The sequence below is a fragment of the Pseudidiomarina sp. PP-1MA genome, from assembly GCF_041200125.1.
Lineage (GTDB): Bacteria > Pseudomonadota > Gammaproteobacteria > Enterobacterales > Alteromonadaceae > Pseudidiomarina > Pseudidiomarina fusca.
Map to the genome: position 1 here is coordinate 539597 of NZ_CP165718.1, position 16316 is coordinate 555912.

Here is a 16316-nt window from a genome sequence, read left to right on the forward strand (position 1 = left end):
ATAACAAAGTGAAAGCGTTAGTAACTGGTGGTGCCGGTTTTATCGGCTCAAATATTGTAAAAACCCTACTTGAGCAAGGTGCCGAAGTAACGGTTTTAGACGACCTTAGTTCAGGTCATGAACAAAATATTGCGGAACTCGTTCAAGCAAAGGATATACGCTTCGTTCAGGGGGATATCCGAGATGAGGCCGCGGTGCGAGCCGCTATGAAAGGTGCCGACACTGTTTTTCATTTAGCTGCATCAGTAGGAAACAAACGTTCAATTGATCATCCAGAAATAGATAGTGATATTAATGTAAATGGCACCTTACGCGTGCTAGAAGCAGCTCGAGATCTTGGCGTGGAGAAAGTGGTATCTTCATCTTCAGCGGGTATCTATGGCGAACTAAAAACCATACCTATTGATGAAGGTCACCCCATTGAGCCTTTAACGCCGTACGGTGTGTCGAAGCTTTATACGGAAAAGCAAACATTAGCGTTTGCGAATACCTATGGCTTTGAGGCAATTTGCCTTCGTTACTTTAATGTGTACGGGCCGAACCAACGTTTTGATGCATATGGAAATGTTATCCCCATTTTTGTATTTAGAGCGTTACAAGAGCAGCCTATTATTATTTTTGGCGACGGCAAACAAACCCGCGACTTTGTACATGTTGCTGATGTGGTTCAGGCAAATATAGCGGCTGCAAGAAATCGTGGCGTCTCAGGTGCATTCAATATAGCCAGCGGCACACAAATTGAGATTCTAGACTTAGCCCAGCGAATTAATCAGTACTTACCCAAGCCAGTAAATATAGAGTTTGGGCCTACACGAATGGGTGATGTTTTACACAGCTTAGCAAATATTAGTGCTGCCCAGTCATCATTTGGTTATAACCCAAGCAAAACGATAGATGCGGGTTTACCTGAATATGTTGAATGGGCACAAAAAGAATTCAAAAATTCGAAAGGATAGGAAAATGACGTCTGTTTTTGCAGGAAAAACACTTTTAATTACTGGTGGTACGGGTTCATTTGGTAATGCTGTTTTAAAACGCTTTTTAAAAAGCGAACTTGCTGAAATCCGTATTTTCAGCCGTGACGAGAAAAAGCAAGATGATATGCGTAAAGCGTACAATCACCCCAAGCTAAAATTTTATATTGGTGATGTACGTGATTATCAAAGTGTTTTGAATGCTACACGCGGTGTTGATTTTATTTATCATGCTGCGGCTTTGAAACAAGTGCCCTCATGTGAGTTTCACCCGATGGAAGCGGTGAAAACAAACGTGTTAGGCACAGAAAACGTGCTTGAAGCCGCTATTCAAAACGAAGTGAAACGAGTCGTTTGTTTAAGTACCGATAAAGCCGTGTACCCCATTAATGCAATGGGTATTTCTAAGGCCATGATGGAAAAAGTCATGGTGGCTAAGTCGCGTAACGTGGATGCCAATAAAACCGTGATTTGCGGTACCCGCTACGGTAACGTGATGGCATCGCGAGGGTCGGTTATACCATTGTTTGTAGACCAAATTCGTGCTGGTAAACCCATTACTATCACAGACCCTAGCATGACCCGATTTATGATGACGCTTGATGATGCAGTCGATTTAGTTTTGTATGCATTTGAGCATGGCCAAAATGGCGATATCTTTGTGCAAAAAGCACCGGCTGCAACCATTGAAGTGTTAGCAAAAGCCATTTTAGAGCTCATTAACAAGCAAGAGCACCCTATGCAAATCATGGGGACCCGCCATGGTGAGAAGCTCTACGAAGCCTTATTATCGCGTGAAGAGATGGTCTGTGCTGAAGATATGGGTGACTACTATCGCGTGCCGCCAGATTTACGCGATCTGAACTATGCAAAATTCGTTGAAGAAGGCGACAGCAAAATTGCCGAAGTAGAAGATTATAATTCGCATAACACTGATCGTTTAGATGTAGCAGGGATGAAACAACTCTTGCTTAAACTCGACTTTATGCGTGCTTTTGCAGCAGGCGAATACATTCATCCTGAAGGTTAATTAGGTTACAAGGACCCAACCATGAAGTTATTGGTAACCGGTGCTAGCGGCTTTGTTGGTAAAAACTTTGTCGTGCATTTGAGTGAGATGCCAGATATTGAAGTAGTGACCTTCACGCGTGATAATCACGTGAGCGAGCTACCGGAGTTAGTTAGTAATGTTGATGGTATTATTCACCTAGCTGGAATTAACCGACCGCAGCACAACGATGAATTTATCCAAGGGAATGCTGATTTAACCCAAGCATTAGCAAATGCTGTATTTAATGTGGTGCAATCGCAGCAACGCTTCATACCTATTGTTTATAGTTCGTCTATTCAAGCAGAGCGTGATAATCCTTACGGGCAAAGCAAAAAAGCTGCAGAAGACATTCTATTAAAACTTTCGGATACCACAGAAAATCCGGTTTATATCTATCGGTTAGCAAACGTTTTTGGTAAATGGTGTAAGCCTAACTATAACTCCATGGTAGCGACTTTTTGCCATAACATCATTCGTGACATCCCTATTGAGATACATAACGAAGATGCTGAAGTACAGCTTGTTTATGTTGATGATGTTGTCAGTATGATGTTTGCTCGACTTAACGAAGCTCTCATAGCTTTGCAAGCAAATGAAATGACACCAACCTCAGGCTTTGCGCTAGCAGGCCCTGTATACACCAAAACCGTTGGACAAATTGCAAAGCAACTGAACTACTTCAAAGAAAGCCGTCAGACGTTAATTTCTGAGCGCGTTGGGACAGGTTTTATTCGCAAGCTTTATTCAACGTATGTGAGTTATCTACCCACCGATAAATTCACCTATACGGTGCCTAAATACGGTGACGAGCGTGGCGTGTTTGTTGAAATGTTAAAAACGCCTGATGCCGGCCAATTTTCATATTTCACCGCACACCCAGGTATTACCCGAGGTGGACATTACCACCACACCAAAACAGAAAAGTTTTTGGTGATAAAAGGAAAAGCCTGCTTCAAATTCAAACATATGGTGACTGGTGAGTTCTATGAGTTATTCACCGATGGCGAAACCCCAGAAATAGTAGAAACAGTACCAGGCTGGAGCCACGACATAACCAACGTGGGTAGCGATGAAATGGTCGTTATGCTTTGGGCGAACGAAATCTTTGATCGTGAAAACCCAGATACCTTTGCTTGTCCTGTCGTAAAACCAGAATAAACGTTTAAATAAGAGCCGCATCATGAAAAAGTTAAAAGTAATGACTATCCTAGGCACTCGCCCAGAAATCATCCGCTTATCGCGGGTTATGGCAGCGTTAGACCAAGTGGTTGATCACAAAATTGTTCATACAGGGCAAAACTACGATTACGAACTCAATGACGTTTTTTTTGAAGAACTCGGCGTTCGCCAACCCGACCATTTTTTAAATGTAGATACCTCAAGTTTAGGACGTAGCCTTGGCGAGATTTTAATTAAAACCGAGCAAGTTATTTTAGAAGAGAAGCCTGATGCCGTTCTGGTACTTGGGGATACCAACAGTGCCACCGCGACCATCATGGCCAAACGAATGAAAGTACCCACGTACCATATGGAAGCAGGTAACCGCAGCTTTGATGCTAACGTGCCCGAAGAAATCAACCGCAAGCTTGTTGATCATCTCGCAGATTTTAATTTGGTGTATACCGAACATGCACGTCGGCACTTAATTAGCGAAGGCTTATCGCATCGCTTTATCTATCTTACCGGCTCGCCGATGCGCGAAGTACTTGAGCATTCGTTAGAGAGCATTAAGGGTTCAGATATTCTCCAGCGATTAAACCTTGAACCTCAAAAATATTTTATTGTCAGCGTACACCGCGAGGAAAACGTCGACAGTAAGGAAAACTTGAAGAAAGTTGTTGAAGCACTCACTGAGTTACATAACCAGTATGGCTACCCAGTTGTCGTGTCGACACACCCACGCACACGTAACCGACTTGAAAAACTTGGGTTAGACAATCTGAGCGAAGGAATTCAGTTCTTAAAACCATTTGGCTTTTTTGATTACAACAAGCTTCAAATGGCGTCTTATTGCGCAATCTCCGATAGCGGTACTATCAGTGAAGAAGCTTCGATTCTAAAATTCCCTGCCGTAACTTTAAGACGTTCGATTGAACGCCCAGAAGCACTAGACACGGGGGCCATTGCTCTAACAGGCCTTGATGCAGAAACATTACTTATGGGCGTAGAGATTGCGACTGCACATCGCGATATATTTTCAGGAACCGAGCGCGAAGTACCTGAGGAATATAAGATATGTAACACCTCAGAGCGGGTAGTGCGATTAATAACGGGAACAGCAAAGCTAACGCCTCACTGGAAAAATATGGATAGTTTTAGTCGTTATGACTGGTAATTTCGAGTAGTAATTCAAGTATTGTCCGCGTGAAATAAGGAAGTTATAACTAAGTGAATGAGGCTCGTAAATCACCCTTTACTTACAGAGCTGACATTGATGGTCTTAGAGCAATTGCGGTTCTTTTTGTTATACTTTACCACTTAGATGTAGCTCCTTTTTACGCAGGGTATCTTGGTGTTGACGTTTTCTTTGTTATAAGCGGGTATTTGATTACTCGATTGTTAGTCGCAGAAATAGACCAAAGTAAATCGATTAGCATAACAGCGTTTTACACACGACGGGCAAGACGGCTGTTACCAGCACTTTTTGTAGTCATAATATTCACGATATGTGTAGGCATATTCGTGATGACACCACTCGAACTATTGGAGCTTGCAGAAACAGCGTTATCATCGGTATTTTTTAGTTCGAATTTCTATTTTTGGAGAACAAGCGATTATTTCAATCCAGTATCGGAACTGAATCCATTATTGCATACATGGAGTTTAGCTATCGAGGAGCAGTACTATGTTGTTTATCCAGTCGCTTTTCTTCTGGTTTCTAGGTATGTAATCTCCTATCGAAAACAATTACTCGGAGTGACTATTGCGCTTAGTTTCGCTCTATCCATTTTTGCTTATGATATTTACCCGCTACCAAATTTCTATTCTTTACCAACTCGCTTTTGGGAGCTTGGTGTCGGTGCACTTGCCGCTCTTTATTCTGGCGTAAACAGTAGAATAAAATGGTTGCCTGAGTTTGGCCTAACGCTTATTAGTTTTGCTGTTTTTTGCTTTAATCGTGATACACCGACACCATCGTATTACACACTACTACCCGTTTTGGGAACAATATGCATACTGATTGGTGGTCAGAGCCAGTCTGCTTTAACTCGAGGACTCTCACTTCCGGCATTAACAGTGATAGGAGCTATGAGCTACTCACTGTACCTATGGCATCAACCGGTGATTGCGTTTCATCGGATCGCCATAGGACCAATCTCTAGTGTGTTTAATTATCTCCTCGTAATTTCCATCATATTTTTATTAGCATATGGAAGCTATAAGTTGGTGGAGCAACCGATGCGCGACAGCCGACGGGTTAAGAACAAAAATTTCGTTGGTATAACTATAGTATTATTAAGTGTCATACTTATAGTGGGAATACTGCTAATCAGGACCGATGGCAACCGGTCAAATTGGTTAGTCTCCAATTCAGACAAGCAAGACATATTCCTTGCGATTACAAGAAAAAATAGCGGTGTTCCGCGTAACTTTGAAGCGACCTGCTTTTTTAACATACAAAAAGTTGAAGCGCTTCCTAAAAAAAGTGCATTAGCAAGCTGCGAGCGCAAGTATGGTCCTGGTATTGTCATTATTGGCGACAGCCATGCATTTAATATTTACCGAGGTCTGATGGCGTTAAGCGCTAAAGAAGAAATAGAGCCTATCTCGCCCAGATTTGTAGTGAGCTTTATCCGGGGAGGATGCAGATTAATCGAAGCAGCCTCTGATTGCCCGCTGAACCTTGCGGCAAAATTTTTGAATGAGAATCGTGATTTCTTTTCTGGTGCTATTTATCATCAGGCTGGATTTTACTTCATAAGACATAACAGTTCAGGTATGTCTCATCGAGCCATGTTTACTCGATTAAGTGAAACAGATTCCGTTGATATAACTAAGTATACTTTACGCACAGAAATGATCGAAGAAACAATGTCCGAATTGGCTGCTTTAGGTAACCATGTGCCAGTCAGATTTATTACTCCTAGAATTGAACCACATATTTCAAATCGCTACTTATTAGACAACGGTTGCAATTTTTCTTACAGCATTCGCCCTGGCTTGTTTGAGCTTTTTGACTCTATAGCAATAGCAGCACATAAGGTAGGTGGATCATACCCATCGGTTGAACTATTTAATCTACCACGTTTTATTTCAATGAAAGAAAGTAAGGATTTAATCGATTGCCCTCAGTTGATGTGGAGAGACGGAGATCATTGGAGTCATTTTGGTGAAGTTTATTTTGTTAAAAAGTTAGTTGAAGGCAATGCCTTTGATTTTTGAATGCGACTCATAAAGTTTTTCTTAGAAAAAATTGCAATTTCTTTAAATTTGCGACTTACAAATGTTGCAGTGTTTTACATAACCGAACAACTAGGCATCAAGACGGATAGAATATGAAAATATTAATAACAGGCACAGCCGGCTTTATCGGCTTCCATCTTGCACAGAAATTACTTGCTCGGGGCGATGAAGTTGTTGGCCTTGATAGCATTAATGATTATTACGATATTCGTGTAAAACATGGCCGTTTGGCTGAAACTGGTATTAATAGCGATCAGGTTCAGTACGGTCAGATGGTGCAGTCGACAAAACACGAAAATTATCGCTTTGTGCAGCTCAAATTAGAAGACAAAGCAGAGCTTGACGCACTATTTGAACGTGAGCAGTTTGATGCCGTTTGTAACTTGGCCGCACAAGCCGGCGTACGTTATTCATTAGAGCATCCACAAGCTTATATAGACGCCAATATTGTTGGTTTCTTGAATATCTTGGAAGCTTGTCGTCACTTTGGTGTCAAGAATCTCAGTTATGCCTCGAGTTCGTCGGTTTATGGCCTCAACGAGACATTGCCGTTCTCAACATCGCATAATGTTGATCACCCCATAAGTCTTTATGCGGCGAGTAAAAAATCGAATGAATTGATGGCACATACCTATTCGCATTTGTTTGGTATACATACCACGGGCCTACGGTTCTTTACCGTCTATGGGCCGTGGGGTCGACCAGATATGGCGCTGTTTTTATTCACCAAAGCCGCTCTAGAAGGGCGAACCATCGATGTGTTTAACAACGGTAACATGTTGCGAGATTTCACTTATGTCGACGATATCGTCGAAGGCATTACTCGCGTTATTGATAACCCTGCACAGCCAGCAACGGATTGGATTGAAAAGGGTGCCGATGCAAGTCGTTCGTCAGCACCTTACAAAGTCTACAATATCGGTAACAACAACCCAGTGAAGCTTATGGATTTCATTACTGCCATTGAAAATGCGGTAGGTAAAGAAATACCGAAGAACTTAATGCCGCTTCAGGCTGGCGATGTTCCTGCGACCTTTGCAGATGTTACCGATTTGGTTGAAGACTTAGGCTACAAGCCGAGTACATCGGTACAAGATGGAATTAATAAGTTTGTTACTTGGTATAGAGACTTTTTTAAGTGTTAAAAAAGGCCTTTATTCTGGCCTCAGCGTCACGCTCGTTAGTAAATTTTAGAGGCCAGCTCATTCTAGATTTGGCCGCAAATGGTTACCAAGTTCATGTTTGTGCGCCAGAACTTTCTAACGATACTGAAGCATGTGAATGGTTAGAATTGCGGGGTGTACACTGTCATGATGCACCTTTTAATCGAGCTGGACTCAATCCGTTACATGATTTAAAGGCTTTGTTTCACTTAATAAAGTTAATTAAGTCGATAAAGCCCGACCTATTCATTGCATATACCATCAAACCAGTAATTTGGGGAACTTTTGCGGCAGCAAAGGCCAAAGTGCCAATGCGGGTGGCACTTATTACGGGCCTAGGGTATGCCTTTACCGGGGAGCCTTCTGGAAAGCGCCGAGTCATTCAATATATCGCACGTAAGCTCTATGCTGCTGCATTGCGACGTACGAAATTGATATTTTTTCAAAACAAAGACGATAAAAAAGATTTTAAGCGCTTAGGTTTATTACCCGCCCATGTGCCTGTATATATTGTGAACGGTAGTGGCATAAACATTGATGAGTTCCCTGATTCACCATTACCCAGTCAACCGGCGTCATTTTTACTTATTGCAAGACTACTTGGCGATAAAGGAATACGAGAGTACGTAAACGCTGCGCGGCTTATTAAACAACAATGCCCAGAGGTAACATTCCATATTGTTGGTGGATTAGATAGCAACCCTGATGCATTGAAACAGAGTGAAATTGAGGCGTGGTGTAATGAGGGAATCGTGCACTGGCATGGTCACCAAACAGATGTACGTTCGTTCATTAAAGCCTGTCACGTCTATGTATTGCCGAGTTATAGAGAAGGAACCCCGCGCTCAGTATTAGAAGCTATGGCAATGGGCCGTGCAATTATTACTACTGACGCCCCAGGGTGCAGAGAAACTGTGATCGAAGGTGAAAATGGCTATTTGGTACCTGTTCAATCGGTAGAAGCATTGGCAACTGCTATGCAAGCATTTATTGATAACCCAGAATTGATTACAGCAATGGGTAAGCGCTCACGAGAAATAGCTGTTGAAAAATATGATGTACACAAGGTAAATGAAGCTATGTTTAAAGCAATGGGTGTGCACCAAGAAAATAGAGATTAAAAGCATGGTAGATTCAAAGATTAGCAAACTTCCAAATTTCGTATATGCTGGATTCCCCAAAACAGGAAGTGCAACTATAACTGAAATATTTAAACGACATCCCGAGATATTCACTACTCGTCAGAAAGAAATTAATTTTTTTAATTCTGAATCTAAATTTCAGAATGGTGAGAAGTGGTTTATAGATACTTATTACGCAACTGTAAATGAACAGCCAATTGTTGCTGATAACTCTATAGGCTATGGTACAGGGCTTTCGAATTTAACAGCGGAACGCATTTATTCTTCGTTAGGAAAGGGAACGAAATTTCTTTTCACATTGAGAGACCCCGTGGAGAGGGCTTTCTCTCAGTATCTAATGGCGAAAAACAAAGGTCAATTCGAAACACTCTCTTTTAAAGAGGCTATTGAAAGCGCTATAGCTGCTGCTGGCGAAGTGGATGAGGCTGTACTTGATGAGATTACCCGAGGAAGCTATCACTCTAATAGCGAACATTTAGCCATCTACAGAAACCGTATGTACTTGTGGCCAAGTATGTATTTTAGAACGATTTCTGAATATATAAGCAAATTTGGTCACGATAATGTTTTGGTGCTGTTCACTCATGATCTAGAACATGATTTGACTGGCCAAATGAAGCGAATTTTTGACTTTTTAGGTGTGAATGAAATAGAAGTGGACAATAGTGAGCGGCATAATGAAGCAACAACCCTTAAGTACCCTTGGTTGAGAAAAATGCTCAATATTGTATATCGAAACAAAGTTATTAGAGAAGGGGTTGTCCATCGATTATCGTTAACATCACGAAAGCGATTACGGAGATGGTTGTTAAGCTGGAATTATAAAAAGAACGAACGTAAAGAGCGAGTCAGTAAGGAGGATAGGGAGCAGTTAATCCCCTTTCTAAGAAGCGATATTGAGCAATTAGAACAACTACTTAATGCAGACTTGTCTGCATGGAAAAGCTAATCGTTGTTAATAGTCCAACAACTTATAGCCACCAAAAATTTAGCACAATTTGAAGTGAGAGTATCGTGTTTATAAAAAGGCTGTTTGACGTTTTGGTATCACTTTTGGCCATTAGTCTTTTGACGCCGTTCTTGATTGGTTTAATGCTGGTCGTGCGATTTAAGTTGGGAAGTCCAATTTTGTTTAAGCAAGTTCGACCTGGCATTAATGGCAATCCATTTAAAATGATTAAATTTAGAACCATGCGAGACGCAAAAGATGCAAATGGGAATCTACTCCCCGATGCAGAGCGACTTACAAAATTTGGTTCATTTTTAAGAGCCTCTAGCCTCGATGAACTCCCTGAATTGTGGAATGTACTAAAAGGCGACATGAGTCTTGTTGGCCCTCGCCCTTTATTGATGGAATATGTCGACTTATACACACAAGAGCAAGCACGTCGTCACAACGTACGCCCTGGCATCACAGGTTGGGCTCAAGTGAATGGACGCAATGCCATTAGCTGGGAGGATAAGTTTAAGCTTGATGTATGGTATGTCGATAATCGTTCGCTATGGCTTGATATAAAAATTATGTGGCTTACCGTAAAGAAAGTTCTTGTACGTGAGGGAATTTCTGCAGCAGGTGAAGCGACAATGAGTAAATTTGAAGGAACAAAAAATGAATAGAATTATTGGTGTATTCGGAGCTAGTGGTTTTGGGCGGGAAGTTATGCCATTGGTTAAGGAGTCTTACCCACGTGAGCAACTAGTTTTTGTCGACGATAATCCCCCATCAAGCATGCTGAACGGTTATCAGGTAATGACATTTGAAGAGTTTGTTAGCTCAAATGCCTCAGAGAAGTTAATTAGCATAGCAATTGCCGATTCAAAAATTCGTAAGGTACTTACGGAAAAGTGTATAAATGAGAATATTGAATTAATCTCATTACGAAGCTCGAACGTTATAACAATGGACGCAGTTAATATCGGCGAGGGCGCTATTTTGTGTCCTTTCTCGACGATAACTTCAAATGTGCAAATAGGGAAATCCTTCCACTCCAATATCTATAGCTACGTAGCGCATGACTGCGTGATTGGTGACTATGTGACTTTTGCACCAAGAGTGCATTGTAATGGTAATATCCATATTGATGACTACGCCTATATCGGGACTGGTGCGATCATCAAGCAGGGTACTCCAGAAAAACCACTAAAAATTGGTCGCGGAGCCATTGTAGGTATGGGGGCCGTTGTGACCAAAGATGTTCCACCTGGGGCTGTAGTAATTGGTAATCCGGCTAAACCTCTTGAAAAGAAAAGTTAAAGAGAACTCTCGATGAAAGTATTTCTGATTGGTGCTGGTACAATGGGAACCGGCATTGCGCAAGTTCTGATGAGTAGCTCGGTAGTAGACCAAGTCTATGTAATGTCTCGTTCGAGAGAAAAAGCAAAATCTCTAATTCAACGCTGTATCGTAAAACTTGAACGATTAGTTCAAAAAGAAAAGATGTCTTCCGAAGGACTAAAGGTTGCGGTCGACAAGGTAACAGTCGTAGATGATTATCATGAGGTATCAAACTGTTCACTTGTGATCGAAGCCGTCGCTGAAGATTATGAGATCAAAAAGATGGTTTTAGGGGATATTTGCAAACATATCTCAGAAAAAACCATCATAGCTTCTAACACCTCTTCCCTATCCATTACGGCATTAGCAGGTCATGTTAGGTGGCCCGAAAATGTAATTGGTCTTCACTTTTTTAATCCAGCACCTGTAATGGAGTTGGTTGAGATTATTGCCGGAGCTGTTACATCCGAGGAAACGCGAGCTAACGTTTTTAAATTTGTTGAAGATTTAGGCAAGAAACCTGTATTAGTCGACGAAGCTCCTGGGTTTATTGTTAATCGAATGCTGATTCCCATGCTTAATGAAGCTGTTACCATTCTTGCCGAAGGCGTTGCCACTAAAGAGGATATTGATACAGCAATGATGTTTGGTGCGCACCACCCAATGGGACCGTTGAAATTATCTGATTTGATCGGTAATGATGTTGTGTTATCGATAATGGACGTTATTTATAAAGAAACAGGCGATAGTAAATACAGGGCTCATCCATTATTAAGAAAAATGGTGAGAGCAGGCCTTCTGGGGCAAAAAACAAACAAAGGTTTTTACGAGTACGATAATGCTTAATACAAAATTCTCACCTTGGCCGTCGTTCACAGAAGAAGAAGCCAAGGCCGTTCATGATGTTGTTCTATCAAATAAAGTGAATTACTGGACAGGTACCGAGTGTCGTGAATTTGAAATAGAATTCGCGACTTGGACGGATGCGTCTCATGCTGTCGCATTAAGTAATGGTACGTTAGCGTTAGATGTTGCTTTGAAAGCCTTAGGAGTTGGCGAAGGGGATGAAGTGATTGTTACCCCGCGTACCTTTATTGCTTCTATTTCAACAGTAGTCAATGCTGGCGCAACGCCTGTATTTGCTGATGTGGATCGCAACTCACAAAATATTGAAGCCCATACTATCGCTCCGGTTATCACCCCACGCACGAAGGCAATTATTGTTGTGCATCTTGCTGGGTGTGCCGCTGATATGGACCCCATCATGGAGCTAGCCGATAAGCATGGTTTGTACGTTATCGAAGACTGTGCCCAAGCTCATGGTGCTCGCTATAAGGGGCGGTCCGTGGGTAGTATCGGCCACATTGGTGCATGGTCGTTTTGTCAGGATAAGATCATGACAACCGGCGGCGAAGGCGGTATGGTCACCACCAATGATGAAGCTTTATGGCGCAAAATGTGGTCGTTTAAAGATCACGGCAAGAGCTACGAAGCAGTGTATGAACGCGAACATCCACCAGGCTTCCGCTGGTTGCATGAAAGCTTTGGTACCAACTGGCGCATGATGGAAATGCAGGCTGTGATTGGCCGTATACAGCTTAAACGCATGACTGAGTGGACAGCTATCAGACAAGCTAACGCTGAAGCTATTTGGCAAACAGCTCGAGAGTTTGATGTGGTACGCGTACCTGATTCGAAACTAGGAACCTGTCCTAAAACATGTTCATCTTGTCAAGCTTCGGCAGTTACGCAAGAGAAGGAACCGACCACACAAGGTTGCGCTCATGCGGCCTACAAATGTTACATGTTCGTAAACCCTGACAAGTTAGCCAATGATTGGACTCGTGATCGCATCATTGAAGAAATCGTGGCTCGCGGCGTGCCTTGTTACCAAGGCTCATGCTCTGAAGTTTACCTAGAAAAAGCATTTGATAATACTGGCTGGCGCCCTACAACATCATTGCCAGTTGCTAAAGAACTCGGCGAAACATCTTTGATGTTCTTAGTGCATCCGACACTCACAGAAGCTGAAATTGCGAAGACCTGTGATGTGTTGAGGGAAGTATTGGGGATGGCACAAAGTCACTAATTTGATCGATTAATAGTTCCTGTGCAAGTTGCCTTTAGAGGAAATCAGTAATTTGTTGGCTATTTCAAGGAGATGAGATTGTTTCTAGAGCTGATTCGGAATGTATTGATTGTTACACCGCATGCGGATGATGAAGTATTAGGCTGCGGTGGCACGATTAAGAAACTAACAGATGCGGGGATAAATGTTGATCTAGTGGTAATGGCCGCTGGTGGAATTAAGCATCATCATTTAGCAACCCCAGTTGTATACCAACAAAGACAGCAAGAACTTACTGATAGTTGCAAAACATTAGGTATTCGTTCATTTAGAATACTTTATCAGAACTTTGATATGAAGTTAGAGCAACTAGATAAAACTAGATTGGTTTCCGACCTCGACACTATTCTTGAAAAAGGCACTTATGATTGCGTAATGGTCCCACGAGAGAGCCACAATCAGGACCATCGAGAAACTCATTTTGCTATGTTAGCGGCTTTGAGACCAAGTCGTCAGTTAAACTTAAAATTAGTGCTTGCATACGAAGGCACTTCAAAAGATCTATTGGCATTCCCAGAATTATCGACCGGTAAACTATACATTGATATTAGTAACGAATTCGATGCTAAGATAGCTGCTTTAAACTGCTATAAAAGCCAGATTCGTGCATACCCGCATCCAACCTCGATTGAAGCTATGAGGAGGTTAGCTGAGTGTCGAGGATTAGAGAGTAATCTTGATAAAGCTGAGCGCTTTGATATTTTACAGGCCGTTATTTCGTGAATGTTTGGTCTTTTTTACAGAGGTTTGTGGCGTTAGTTATCTTAATTATTATTTCTCCAGCCTTAATCCTTTTGTTTGCTTTGATATCCTTTTTCATAAAAGGAAGTCCAATATTTCTATCAGAGAGAGTTGGGCATAAAGAAAAGCCTTTTCTCATGCTTAAATTCAAGACAATGAATTCATCTCTTCAAGATCAATTTAGAATTCAACTAGAAAAAGATTGTGATTTAGCAGAGCATTATGCGCGTTATGGGTGCTTAAAAAATGACCCAAGAGTAATTAGACCCTGGGGAGCAATTTTAAGAAAGTATAGTATTGATGAGCTTCCTCAGTTGGTTAATGTGATAATCGGTAATATGCTATTGGTTGGGCCAAGGCCTTTACCGGCTGCTCAATTAATTAACTTGGCCAATTCAGACGTAGAGCTTCGGCATAAAGTTACTCCAGGCATAACAGGATTGTGGCAGGTTTGTGGGCGTAGTAATTTAACGTTAAAGCAAATGGGTCGTTTAGATAGTTTTTATGTAAAGAATAGAACGGTCACTTTAGATTTCTTTATAATATTGAAAACTATAAAGGCTGTATTGTTGTCGCGTGGTGCTTTTTAATACTCAATGAAAGTTCTTTATATCGTAACGCCAGCCAAATATTTTTTGTCGCACAGGATTGAGCTGGCAAACTATGTACATAGGCACGGGTTTGAGGTTATTTTGCTTTCCAAGATGGCAGGCAATGAGAGGGCATTATTTTCTAATTTATGTTTTCCATTAAAAACTTTTGACGTTGATTTAACTAGAAACCCACAGGCAATCCTAAAAGAAATTTCAGTTATTCTTAGGCTTAAGAACCTGGTTAAAAAAATAAAGCCGGATATCATTCATTGCTCATCCCATAAAGGTTGTATTTTCGGTGGCTTAGCTGCAAGGTTTCTACGAATCCCATGTGTATTAGCACCAGGTGGCTTGGCTACTCCATTTAGAATGGAAGGTATTAGATATAGAATTATTAGAATCTTTATTTACTCTGTTTTTAATTATCTATTAGCTGGTGATAATTTTCATTCGATTCTTCAAAATAGATACGAGTTAACTAGACTTATTTCAAAGCGGAATAGGCATAAAGTATCATTGATTCGAGGGGCTGGTGTTAATACTTGTGGTTTTTTGAGTAACCCTCCCCAAAAAAATAAGCATGATTCTATTGTCAGAATACTCTATCTAGGAAGAATAATAAAATCTAAGGGTATTGTCGAATACTTGAAAGCTGCATCTGACATAAGCAGTAATAATAGTAATGTTGAATTTCTGCTAGCCGGTGAGCTTGATTCAAGCAGTCTGGATAGAATTGAACCCCATGAACTTCAGCATCACTTGGCGCCTCGTAGTGTAACTTGGTTAGGCGCAGTGCGAGATGTAAGAGGGCTTCTATCTACGGTCGATATTGTTTGTTTGCCAAGTTACACTGAAGGTTTACCCCAATGTTTGGTAGAAGCTGCTTCTGCTGGTTTACCCCTTGTTGGATGCGATATCCCCGGGATTCGAGAGGTAATAATTGACGGTGTAAATGGACTTTTATGCAAACCTAAAGATGTCAAATCTTTATCCTTTGCGCTCAGTCGACTTGTTAATGATGAAAGTATACGAAAACTTATGGGCGCACAATCTTTATTGATGAGTAAACAGTTTGATATCGAAAACGTTGGCTCTAGCACGATTGATTTATACAGAAAGCTAATCGGTGTAAGTTCTCGGCATGAAATATTTTAATTGTTTTTACCCTAAGAATGGAAATTTAAGTAGGTTATTAGGTATTCGGAAGGGATACAATAGTAGAGCGCAATTGATAAAGAAGATAACCGGGAATATGTCAGGAAAGCATGTCATTGATATCGGATGCGGAGATGGTTCTCTTTTAGTTGATATAATTCAAGGAACTCCATCAACCGTTACTTTAATTGATAGCTCTGAGAGATTTTTACAAATAGCAAGAGAAAACGAGAGCCTACAGGTTTTAAATCCTACTTACATTTGTACGAATGGTTTTCATTATAAGTGGAAAAATCCAAGTTTAGTTCTGATGATTGGCGTGCTAGATTACTCTCAAAACTGGATTAATGATTTGAACGACTTGTTAGTCCAAGAATTTTCTGGGAAGTTGATTTTCTCACTCCCAGTTAAAGATAATTGGTCATTCCGATTCATAATTAGAAGATTATGGTTGCGGCTATGGGGCATTAAACTTCAGAGTTGTACATATAGCGATTTGAATAAGTTAATGCACCAAGTAGAAGTGAAGTTTTTAGCTGTTCGTTGCGAATATGATTGGATTATTAACGTGGAAGATATTTACTAGTTTGCATTACTTCTATCAACGACTTAAAAGTCATATACGATTAATCAACCGCCTTAGCCCTCCAATGCAGAAAGTGCTTGCGTAAGTAGCTATTCAGGCGCTTT

Annotated in this window: 16 protein-coding genes; all 16 read left to right on the forward strand. The window is 41.1% G+C overall.

Annotation, left to right across the window (positions count from 1 at the left end):
• The first annotated feature begins 8 nt into the window (after positions 1-8).
• The 16 genes from AB8S08_RS02500 to AB8S08_RS02575 all read left to right on the forward strand — a co-directional run bounded on the left by AB8S08_RS02500 (position 9) and on the right by AB8S08_RS02575 (position 16212).
• A complete protein-coding gene (locus AB8S08_RS02500) occupies positions 9-956 on the forward strand; it encodes an SDR family NAD(P)-dependent oxidoreductase (protein WP_369743389.1) in 948 nt (315 codons plus the stop codon).
• Positions 957-960: 4 nt separating this feature from the next.
• Entirely contained in the window at positions 961-2004 is a 1044-nt protein-coding gene (locus tag AB8S08_RS02505) for a polysaccharide biosynthesis protein (protein ID WP_313933106.1), read from the forward strand.
• 21 nt (positions 2005-2025) lie between these two features.
• Entirely contained in the window at positions 2026-3183 is a 1158-nt protein-coding gene (locus AB8S08_RS02510; protein ID WP_369743391.1) for an NAD-dependent epimerase/dehydratase family protein, read from the forward strand.
• Between the two features lie 22 nt (positions 3184-3205).
• Positions 3206-4360 carry a non-hydrolyzing UDP-N-acetylglucosamine 2-epimerase gene (gene wecB / locus AB8S08_RS02515; protein WP_369743392.1) on the forward strand — a complete coding sequence of 385 codons (1155 nt, stop codon included), beginning with the start codon at positions 3206-3208 and terminating at the stop codon, positions 4358-4360.
• 53 nt (positions 4361-4413) lie between these two features.
• Positions 4414-6408 carry an acyltransferase family protein gene (locus AB8S08_RS02520; protein WP_369743394.1) on the forward strand — a complete coding sequence of 665 codons (1995 nt, stop codon included), beginning with the start codon at positions 4414-4416 and terminating at the stop codon, positions 6406-6408.
• Positions 6409-6521: 113 nt separating this feature from the next.
• The gene (locus AB8S08_RS02525; RefSeq protein ID WP_369743395.1) at positions 6522-7574 is read left to right on the forward strand and encodes an NAD-dependent epimerase; all 1053 of its coding nucleotides are present in this window, start codon (positions 6522-6524) and stop codon (positions 7572-7574) included.
• Positions 7568-8713 carry a glycosyltransferase family 4 protein gene (locus AB8S08_RS02530; RefSeq protein WP_369743397.1) on the forward strand — a complete coding sequence of 382 codons (1146 nt, stop codon included), beginning with the start codon at positions 7568-7570 and terminating at the stop codon, positions 8711-8713. Before AB8S08_RS02525 ends, AB8S08_RS02530 begins: the two co-directional genes overlap by 7 nt.
• 4 nt (positions 8714-8717) lie before the next feature.
• A complete protein-coding gene (locus tag AB8S08_RS02535; RefSeq protein WP_369743399.1) occupies positions 8718-9683 on the forward strand; it encodes a sulfotransferase domain-containing protein in 966 nt (321 codons plus the stop codon).
• Between the two features lie 71 nt (positions 9684-9754).
• Positions 9755-10351: a sugar transferase gene (locus tag AB8S08_RS02540; RefSeq protein WP_369744176.1), complete on the forward strand. Its 597-nt coding sequence runs from the start codon at positions 9755-9757 to the stop codon at positions 10349-10351.
• Positions 10344-10988 (forward strand): acetyltransferase, encoded by a 645-nt coding sequence (locus tag AB8S08_RS02545; RefSeq protein ID WP_369743401.1) that lies wholly within the window; start codon positions 10344-10346, stop codon positions 10986-10988. The genes AB8S08_RS02540 and AB8S08_RS02545 overlap by 8 nt, the downstream gene beginning before the upstream one ends.
• A gap of 12 nt (positions 10989-11000) precedes the next feature.
• Positions 11001-11855, forward strand: a complete 855-nt coding sequence (locus AB8S08_RS02550; protein ID WP_369743403.1) for a 3-hydroxyacyl-CoA dehydrogenase family protein — start codon at positions 11001-11003, stop codon at positions 11853-11855.
• The gene (locus AB8S08_RS02555) at positions 11848-13098 is read left to right on the forward strand and encodes a DegT/DnrJ/EryC1/StrS family aminotransferase (protein WP_369743405.1); all 1251 of its coding nucleotides are present in this window, start codon (positions 11848-11850) and stop codon (positions 13096-13098) included. Before AB8S08_RS02550 ends, AB8S08_RS02555 begins: the two co-directional genes overlap by 8 nt.
• A gap of 78 nt (positions 13099-13176) precedes the next feature.
• Positions 13177-13860 carry a PIG-L deacetylase family protein gene (locus AB8S08_RS02560; RefSeq protein ID WP_369743407.1) on the forward strand — a complete coding sequence of 228 codons (684 nt, stop codon included), beginning with the start codon at positions 13177-13179 and terminating at the stop codon, positions 13858-13860.
• Between the two features lie 26 nt (positions 13861-13886).
• Entirely contained in the window at positions 13887-14468 is a 582-nt protein-coding gene (locus AB8S08_RS02565; protein WP_369743409.1) for a sugar transferase, read from the forward strand.
• A 6-nt stretch (positions 14469-14474) separates the two neighbouring features.
• Positions 14475-15626 (forward strand): glycosyltransferase family 4 protein, encoded by a 1152-nt coding sequence (locus AB8S08_RS02570; protein WP_369743412.1) that lies wholly within the window; start codon positions 14475-14477, stop codon positions 15624-15626.
• Positions 15613-16212 carry a class I SAM-dependent methyltransferase gene (locus AB8S08_RS02575; protein ID WP_369743414.1) on the forward strand — a complete coding sequence of 200 codons (600 nt, stop codon included), beginning with the start codon at positions 15613-15615 and terminating at the stop codon, positions 16210-16212. Before AB8S08_RS02570 ends, AB8S08_RS02575 begins: the two co-directional genes overlap by 14 nt.
• The last annotated feature ends 104 nt before the right edge of the window (positions 16213-16316 follow it).